Genomic DNA, 7997 nt, shown 5'->3' on the forward strand with positions numbered 1-7997 from the left:
ACATTGAGCGATTTTTCGGAACGATCGCAAATTCGCTTTCCGCAAGAATGCCTGGATATACAGGATCATGCACTGCCGATGTTCGTCGCGCATTGGCTGACGTTAAAGGTAATCTGAGACTGTTCGTATCATTGACGGAAATGGAAGAATTGATGGAGGCATCGATTGCGGCTTATAACGCCGCCCCTCATGATGGGTTAAATGGTAAGTCACCTCTTGAAGCTATGACGTATTTTGTGCGTGCCAAGTCGCACATGGTTTTCTGGTTGCCCGAGGCAAAGCGAAAGACGATGTGTTTATTGCAAACAGCACAAAGGTGCCGTGTGCGAGGTTATCTTCCACAAGCGTAGACGGAAGCAATTATGCCTACACTTTTAAAGAGCGCTCTCCTATGAAAGCACAATTTTTGCAGGCAAATTTACCATCATAATAAACGAAGCAAAATTGCCTACTCGAAGCACACCGAACTAAATGTGCCTATTCGCGGCATTGAAAGTGCACGAAGTAGCGTAAGTTATTGAAATCATGAATAATTTTACGCGATTTCAAGAGCCAATTCATTCCGTTCGACCCCGTGGGGAACGGCTGATCGAGGCTTATAGTGTAAAGCTCGGCCGCAGAGTGCAATGCTACGGCGAGTTAGTGTATCAACTGTGGATTCTGCTGGAAACTAACCCTGCAATTAAGTTATTGTGCGAGCGCCCATTGTTCCTTGATGGTGGGAATGGCAAACGTGTAGCAGATTTTTGGAGCATTAGAAAATCTAGTGAAGAATTCTTGCTCATCAATCGATCCACCCACGAAACCATCGCATATCCGCCTCAACATGACATTCCGGTTCGTATCATCACCTTAAGTGATTTAGCCGCGTCACGCGTATGGATCAATAACTGGCAACGATTGCTGCCGCTTCTGGTTACTTGCCGCGAACATATTTCAGTCTCGCTAGTTCGATCAATTCTCAAATTCGTTAAAGAGCCTACGCAACTATCACGCATAGAGCGCGAATTTGTTACCGGCGATGCCACTCTTCTAAGAGCAGCATTATTTCAACTACTTCACCAAGGAATGTTAAAGGCGCCCTCCTTAAATGTCGAACCCTTGTCCTATCTCACCTATTTTGAACCCACTGGAGACTGATCATGAACCGACGCAATCCAGCATTTCAACATATCGATTTAGATGTTTGGCCAAGCGTAGATTCAGGTGCGTTGTCTCCCGATAAGGCAGCGTTTTTTAAACGCAGACGTCAAGCAATAGACGCCTACGTCAGTGGCGCATCACTCCGTAATATTGAAGAGGAAACCGGCATTAATAGTCGCCAGCTGTACCGCACATTGAATCGCTGTTTGCTGCCAGCAGAAGACGGACGAATGTATGGTTATCGAGCTCTCATCAAATATGACCGTGTCGTCACGTATTCTCGACAAGAAAGAATCTCGGAAACACATTTACAATCAAAAACGGGCTTAGCTGGTGCATTCACCCTACTGATGGAATCCTATCCAGCGCTCCATCAATGGTTATCGCAAAAAATAAAGCGGTATGCCATTCGTATTGTTCAAGTCCATACGGAAGGCACACTAAAGATCAGATTAAAAGGCATCAAGAATTTACACACGAGTTTCATCATTCAATGTCGCGGTGCAGGCATCACAGCTGACGAGTATCCATTCAATACAGAACATCTGGGCATAAGGTCGTTAACCAATTTTGTGAAACGCGACTTGCTAACCCATTATGAGCAAGCAGCTCATGCCGCTGGCGCAAAGAATTTAAAAGGGCTACCCCAACCACAAGCGGCCACACAGAAAGCAGCCACCTACCCCTATCAAGTTGTTGAATTTGATGGACACCGATTGGATGTCCGGCTCAAGATCGTCATTCAAGATCCACTGGGACTAGAGCAAGAATTTGAGATTGAACGCATCTGGTTACTCGTCATTATCGATGTTTGTACGCGGGCAGTTCTTGGCTATCACTTGGTTTTATCACGTGAGTATTCTCGTTACGACGTGATTAAAACCATCGAAAAAGCAATATCCCCCCATATACCGCGAACCTTTACCCTCAACGGTGTGAGCTATGGCGCCGCTGGTGGTTTTCCATCAGGTAAATTGCCTGAGCTCGGATATGCCATTTGGGAGCGGATTCGCTTAGACAATGCCAAGGCCAATCTCTCCAATGAAACGATCACGGCACTCTGTGAATTTATCGGATGTACCGTTGACGCCGGACCACCGCATCAACCTGATGATCGCCCCTACATTGAACGATTCTTTGGCACGATCGCGAGTACCCTCTCTTCTAGAATGCCCGGCTACACTGGGTCAAGTCCAACCGATGTGCGTCGTGCATTAGGGGATGTCAAAGGCAATATTCGATTGTTTGTGTCACTGTCAGATATGGAAGAATTAATGGAAGCATCGATTGCATTGTATAACGCCACCCCTCATGCTGGGTTAAACGGTAAATCACCGTTGGAAGCGATGACGTACTTTATTCGTGCCAAGTCACAATTGCTGTTATGGTTGCCTGAGCCTAAACGAAAAACGATGTGCTTGATGCAAACACCCCATCGATGTCGTGTGCGCGGGTATTTGCCACAAGGCACGCGCGGACACATCACCTTGTTTCAAGTACGCTATACCAATCAAGTATTAGCCGCCAGCGGCACCTTGCTTGGCAAGGATTTGCGCATTTATTACAACAGTGATGACTTACGCACCGTCCGCGCATTTCTCCATGATGGCACCGAAATCGGGGTCTTAAAAGCGCAAGGAGCTTGGGGCGAAATTGTGCATGACCTCAAATTACGACGCGAGATTATGAAGATGCGTGGCAAGAAAAAATTGGGCTTCTCGATCAGTCAAGAATTCATTGATCAATTTGTCGACGCCAAAAAAACTAAGGCAAAGCGCAGCCGCCGTGCTGCTAGTGACTTAGAACGAACACTGCGCACGCTAGCGGGCGCCCCCACGACCAAGGCATCGTCAGCAAAATCAAAAAATTCATCGCCGCGAGTACCGTCCACGGATGAAATAGAAGTGGGGGAAATTGTCACATCCTCCGAGAAGAAAGTTGAACCGCAACATTTAACGATTGGTTTTGGATTTACTTCCGCGCTGTAATGTTCTGTTCCATGAAAGGAAATGTTCATGACTACCAAGGCTTTTCGGCCAGTTTCGTTTGAGCTGCATCCCATCGAGACGGGCAACTATCGTATTGCAACACCTGCCATTCAAGAGTTCTACGAACTTATTTTGCGGTGTCTCCGCTTTCGAACTTCTGGTGCCTTGATTTATGGACCTTCACGGATTGGAAAGACACGATCCATCGAATATTTACGCTTACTTCTCGCAGAAAACTATCCAAAAATAACGACCTACCATGTGCAAGCCGAACATAAACCGCGTCATGCAGAGGGGCCCTTCTTTACAAGCCTCTTAGAAGCGGTGGGTTACCCAGATCCAGACACAGGATCAAATCCTACTAAACGAATTCGCCTCAACAATAAAATAAAGGAAGCGTGCAGCAGGGCCGGTAGTGGAACAGTGATCTTCTTTATCGACGAAGCGCAGCGCCATAGTGAAAATGAATATGAATGGTTGCGGGACGTGCATGATCATCTAGATCGTCAGCAAATTAAGTTGTTTACGTTCCTAGTAGGACAAGAAGATTTGTATGCAATTAAGGTGAATTTGCAATGCGCTGGGAAAACACAAATCGTGGCGCGCTTCATGGTGGACGAATTTGCGTTTTATGGCATTCGAAATGCGCAAGATGTGGCAACCTGCTTAGCCGGCTATGATCGTTCTACTTATCCACGCAATAGTGATTGGACCTTTACCAAATTCTATCTCCCGCGAAGCGTAGATTCTGGTTACCAATTGGTTGATGATGCCCAAGTGTTGTGGGATGCCTTTGCTAGTTTGCACAATAAATCAGGGTTACCTGGAAAATTAGAAATTCCTATGGAATCCTTTACCCGTGCTGTTGAAATTGTGTTGAAAGAGAGCCAAGCACTGGATGAACTCAAGTATCGGCCGGCGAAGTCGCATTGGGCACAAGCGGTGCGCAATTCCGGTTATGTGCAGGCGCGCATTGCTACCGGTCGGACCTTATCGGAGTTTAATCATGTTGCCTGAGCCATCGTGCAACACGCCCTTGCCTATTATGCTGTTTGATCAGCAAAAATTGGCGCCCTCATTTGGCTATGTATTTGACTTAAGTTGGCTCGATATTCACGACTCACTGCTTTCAATACTCTGGAAGTTTATAAAGATGAATGGTGTACCAGGCCCCGTGGTTTTAAGGCTATTGGCCAAAACAGATATAGATCCCTATGACGGTATCGCCGTATGTCAATCTGAAATGAATCTCAAGCGATTGCAACAGGATTTTGGATTATCTGCCAAAGTCATTCGAGACTCCTTTACTCCAGCATTATTGGGTAATGCAATATCACCGCACTTTCGGTTTTGTAGACGTTGTTTAAGCCGCGGGTATCATGGCACGCCATATCAATTTCAATCGGTAATACGCTGCCCGATTCATGCAGATCTGTTGGAAACACAATGTCGTTTTTGTGGAAAGTCGTCCGCTTATCATCTGAATGCGATGCTTCTGAACTCACCCTTTCGATGTGGATATTGCTCAAAGAGATATGGCACATTTGCGCCCGATTTTGCCCATAGGTTGCCGTTGAAAAAGTCAGCGCGCAGAGCCATTACGCGAGCTCGTATTCTTCATTGCTGACGATAACTAGCATTGGTACGTCAATTTTAGATGGTGAAATTGCAAGAAGTTGCAGGCAAATTTGCTTCGATTAATTTTTTTGTCGGCACAATTGCTTCAGCTGTAGGGTAAGTCGTTGAATCTAATTGGCATTTAATGAGAATTGATCAATCAAAATGCTGTGTAGGCAAATTTGCCCTCACTTTGTAGACACATTTGCTTCGGTCTACGACGGTGGCGCGACTACTGGCTCAAAGCAACCTTAACAAATAACTGTGGGCAAAAAAAACCTTAGCGTACGATTTTTTCCGTTTCCCCTGGTTCATCACAGGCTACGCAAATCCAGCGCCTGCTGTTGCATCAGGTGAACGCGACCGTCAATATCAACTGCAAGGCCAGAAAGGAAGTTTTTCTCATTTGGATCATATATTTCGTCATTTAAAAGTTGTGTAGAAAATTTTCCCCAGTGATTCGCTTGCGTGCGTAATTCATTCGCCAGCAATGTCGGTTTCAAGTCACATTGCTTGCAAAATTCCTTCCAGTCGATTGCGCTCACAAGACCAATCTCTTCTTCCTTGCCAATAAACATTGCCATGTTTTTTAAGCCGTAGATCGTTCCCGATACCAGATCGTAGAAAGGTGCCAGGCGCAAACCTGTGTGATTGAGAAAAAAAGAAACGTTTTTGGCATGGGCATCGGTATTACCGATCATATAGTTAAAGACGACCCAGCGCAGCAACACTATTTTGGTTTTTGCTGGATTAGTCGTGCTGTCAGCTGCCTGAAATAAATCTGTGTAACTGGCACCTTCAGGAGAAAACTCGTAGGACTGTTGGTACTTCATTTCTACGGGCAAATTCAATACCTGGCAAAGGTCAATCTGATGCAGACGGTTGACATGGCCATCGCGCTCTTTATGTCTGTCATAGCGCTCAATGACGTATAGAGGATCTGGGATACGAAGCAAATTCGTTTTAGGTACGAGTAGTTTAAGTGCATGAGCCAAACGCATGCAAAAATATTCATTGGCGGGCATGAACGGTAGTTCTGGGTTGATGTTTTCCGGCTTGATTATATGGGTGCTGGATCCGCCGCCATCGGACAAGTACATCTTCTGATCCTGGTCGATGAAAACGGCGAGCTTGTCTTGGTAACCGGCGATAGACAGTCGTACTTTGCGATCCCATGTCGAGAAAGACTTAGTAGGACGTTCACGTATCCGCTGCGTGATTTCGTCAAAAGGCAGCAGTCGCAATGTAATTTGCGCGTCAGGCGTTTCGTCTATTGGGATAATCGACATTACACCGGCTGCCTCACGACCGATTTTTGCCAGCAAACCAAAAGCGTCGTGCTTGCTCAGATTATGCGTCGAAGCTGCGACATCGAGTGCAGAACCCTCAGGCAAAAGATTTTCAAAAAAGTTTTTAACTTCGGCACCGCCCGATGTCTTACCGAGCGGCAAGTGAGGTGAAAACGGATATTTTTCCTGGTGATGCAGCCATTCTTGGGTGTAATGAAAAGTGAATCCGGCACCCGCAACGACATCTATTTCTGCAGCGCGAATTTGGTTAACCCATATTGACAATACCGTACTCATCGCTCCACTCCGTTACCGCTCTTGAGCGCAGACAGACCGCGTGGTCTGGCTATGAGTTCAATGCCCAATTGCAGTGCGACGGCGACCGCTTTTTCAAACTGAATGCTTGGTTTACCATGTTCAAGGTCGGATAAAAATTGCTTGGATACGCCACACAGCATTGCCGCCTGATCGATCGGAATGTTAGACGCCTTGCGTGCATTTTTAATGAGGTTACCAAGATCTTTACTTAGAACGATCGAGGTTTCTGCTGGTATTACTGACGGAGAGGGTGTTTTCATAAAATAATCCTACGTTGGTAGGAATTATTCATCATATTTCAAAGAAATTCAACATTTATCCTACGAAAGAAGGATAAATAAGTAAATTTCTCAAAAAATCATATTTAATCCTACAACCATAGGATTTCTATTGCATGGTTTTAACTTTGTTTACATGTAATAATGACAATACTTTCGATTATAGTTGGATTCATGAATTATGTTTTCAGACATAATTCGGTATTGTCGAGACTCCATACCACGTCGAATTGACCAAAATGGCTCATCTCTAAAACGAACGACACCCGCATAAGTCGCGTTGAGATACTGACGATAGCGCCTATGCACTGCGCGCATTTCATCAAGAAAGGCAACTCTGGCTGAGACCATCTCTTCTGGACATCGCAATATCGCTCGTGCAGCACTTTCAGCTGATGCCAAGGCATGGAAGAGCCCCTGAGACGCTATCGGATCAAAAGAGAGTAAGGCATCTCCGATAGCAAAGAAACCTGGAGCTGTCGCCACCATGGCATCCAGGTCGAGCTTTGCACTAGCTGCAGGACGAGCATAAACTGACGCTGGCATGTATCCTACGAGAGCCTCGGCGAGGATTGGCAATGCCCGTGCTTTGGCGAGAAGATAGTCTGGTCTTCGCAGGGTTTTTAATTCGGGATCTGCACTATCAAGGTGAAACGCAAGCACGCGGTGCCCCGATGGCACTCTCACGCTGTACCACCAACCGTTATGATCCGCACTGATCCGTGTGCAGTGATCGTCATCATTGCTTTCGCAGGACAGATAGGCGTAAAGGCAGATCATGGGATCGTCGACGTGGCGAGAAATTCCCAACTGACGTGCAAGGTTGGCGCTTTGTCCCGTTGCATCGACGAGAAACTTTGCTTGATGAATTTGCCCAGTATCTTCAAGTAATATTTGCCAGCGATCATCGCTTCTCTTGACTTGAAATTGACCACAGCCTTCAAGGAGCGTTGCTCCTGCCTCGACGGATGCGGCGCGTAAGCCCGCATCAAAACGTTGGCGATCGAGATGCCAACCAGGACCGTTCGGATCGCGCATGGAATCAAAATAGACAGGGTCGTCGCAATCCCAAGTTGATATGGTAGCCCTACGCTCAGCGTGCCCTTCGTTCAGAAAACTCTCAAGTACTCCCAGACGGTTCAGCAGTACCTTAGCTGCGCCTGGCAACGACTCGCCAATACGAGGAATTTCTGACGCGTCACGGTCTTGTCGTTCTAGCAGCAATACTTTACATTGCGGCTGCAATCGCCGCGCCAGTGCCGAGCCTGCAGGCCCAGCACCAACGACAATAACGTCCCAATTCTCCAGTGGCTGATCAAGTTGCATATCACTAGACAGGTTTGGGTGTCCCGAGTATCGCTACT

General features: G+C 46.5%; 7 protein-coding genes and 1 pseudogene. 5 read left to right on the plus strand and 3 right to left on the minus strand.

Translation table 11 applies throughout. The features are described 5' to 3' along the window. The 5 genes and pseudogenes from H8K52_RS20375 to H8K52_RS20395 form a co-directional block, all read left to right on the plus strand. Positions 1 to 350, plus strand: a pseudogene (locus H8K52_RS20375) (integrase); the annotation flags it as partial. Positions 351 to 525: 175 nt separating this feature from the next. Further along, a complete protein-coding gene (locus tag H8K52_RS20380; protein WP_186924754.1) occupies positions 526 to 1140 on the plus strand; it encodes a hypothetical protein in 615 nt (204 codons plus the stop codon). A 2-nt stretch (positions 1141 to 1142) separates the two neighbouring features. Then, a complete protein-coding gene (locus H8K52_RS20385; protein WP_186924755.1) occupies positions 1143 to 3131 on the plus strand; it encodes a DDE-type integrase/transposase/recombinase in 1989 nt (662 codons plus the stop codon). A gap of 27 nt (positions 3132 to 3158) precedes the next feature. After that, positions 3159 to 4148, plus strand: a complete 990-nt coding sequence (locus H8K52_RS20390; RefSeq protein ID WP_186924756.1) for an AAA family ATPase — start codon at positions 3159 to 3161, stop codon at positions 4146 to 4148. After that, positions 4138 to 4758, plus strand: coding sequence for a hypothetical protein (locus tag H8K52_RS20395; protein WP_186924757.1), 621 nt, complete (start codon positions 4138 to 4140; stop codon positions 4756 to 4758). The genes H8K52_RS20390 and H8K52_RS20395 overlap by 11 nt, the downstream gene beginning before the upstream one ends. A 304-nt stretch (positions 4759 to 5062) precedes the next feature. Here H8K52_RS20395 and H8K52_RS20400 read toward each other — a convergent pair whose 3' ends face one another. The 3 genes from H8K52_RS20400 to H8K52_RS20410 form a co-directional block, all read right to left on the minus strand. Next, entirely contained in the window at positions 5063 to 6334 is a 1272-nt protein-coding gene (locus H8K52_RS20400) for a HipA domain-containing protein (RefSeq protein ID WP_186924758.1), read from the minus strand. Then, the gene (locus tag H8K52_RS20405) at positions 6331 to 6615 is read right to left on the minus strand and encodes a helix-turn-helix domain-containing protein (RefSeq protein ID WP_186924759.1); all 285 of its coding nucleotides are present in this window, start codon (positions 6613 to 6615) and stop codon (positions 6331 to 6333) included. Before H8K52_RS20405 ends, H8K52_RS20400 begins: the two co-directional genes overlap by 4 nt. A gap of 150 nt (positions 6616 to 6765) precedes the next feature. Further along, the gene (locus H8K52_RS20410; RefSeq protein ID WP_186924760.1) at positions 6766 to 7959 is read right to left on the minus strand and encodes an NAD(P)/FAD-dependent oxidoreductase; all 1194 of its coding nucleotides are present in this window, start codon (positions 7957 to 7959) and stop codon (positions 6766 to 6768) included. Positions 7960 to 7997 lie beyond the last annotated feature (38 nt).

The sequence above is a fragment of the Affinundibacterium seohonense genome (genome assembly GCF_014284305.1).
GTDB lineage: Bacteria > Pseudomonadota > Gammaproteobacteria > Burkholderiales > Burkholderiaceae_D > Undibacterium > Undibacterium seohonense.

Bases quoted from the DNA above. Each gene is read 5' to 3' on its own strand.
- H8K52_RS20380 (WP_186924754.1), top strand. From the start codon at position 526: ATGAATAATTTTACGCGATTTCAAGAGCCAATTCATTCCGTTCGACCC.
- H8K52_RS20385 (WP_186924755.1), top strand. From the start codon at position 1,143: ATGAACCGACGCAATCCAGCATTTCAACATATCGATTTAGATGTTTGG.
- H8K52_RS20390 (WP_186924756.1), top strand. From the start codon at position 3,159: ATGACTACCAAGGCTTTTCGGCCAGTTTCGTTTGAGCTGCATCCCATC.
- H8K52_RS20395 (WP_186924757.1), top strand. From the start codon at position 4,138: ATGTTGCCTGAGCCATCGTGCAACACGCCCTTGCCTATTATGCTGTTT.
- H8K52_RS20400 (WP_186924758.1), bottom strand. From the start codon at position 6,334: ATGAGTACGGTATTGTCAATATGGGTTAACCAAATTCGCGCTGCAGAA.
- H8K52_RS20405 (WP_186924759.1), bottom strand. From the start codon at position 6,615: ATGAAAACACCCTCTCCGTCAGTAATACCAGCAGAAACCTCGATCGTT.
- H8K52_RS20410 (WP_186924760.1), bottom strand. From the start codon at position 7,959: ATGCAACTTGATCAGCCACTGGAGAATTGGGACGTTATTGTCGTTGGT.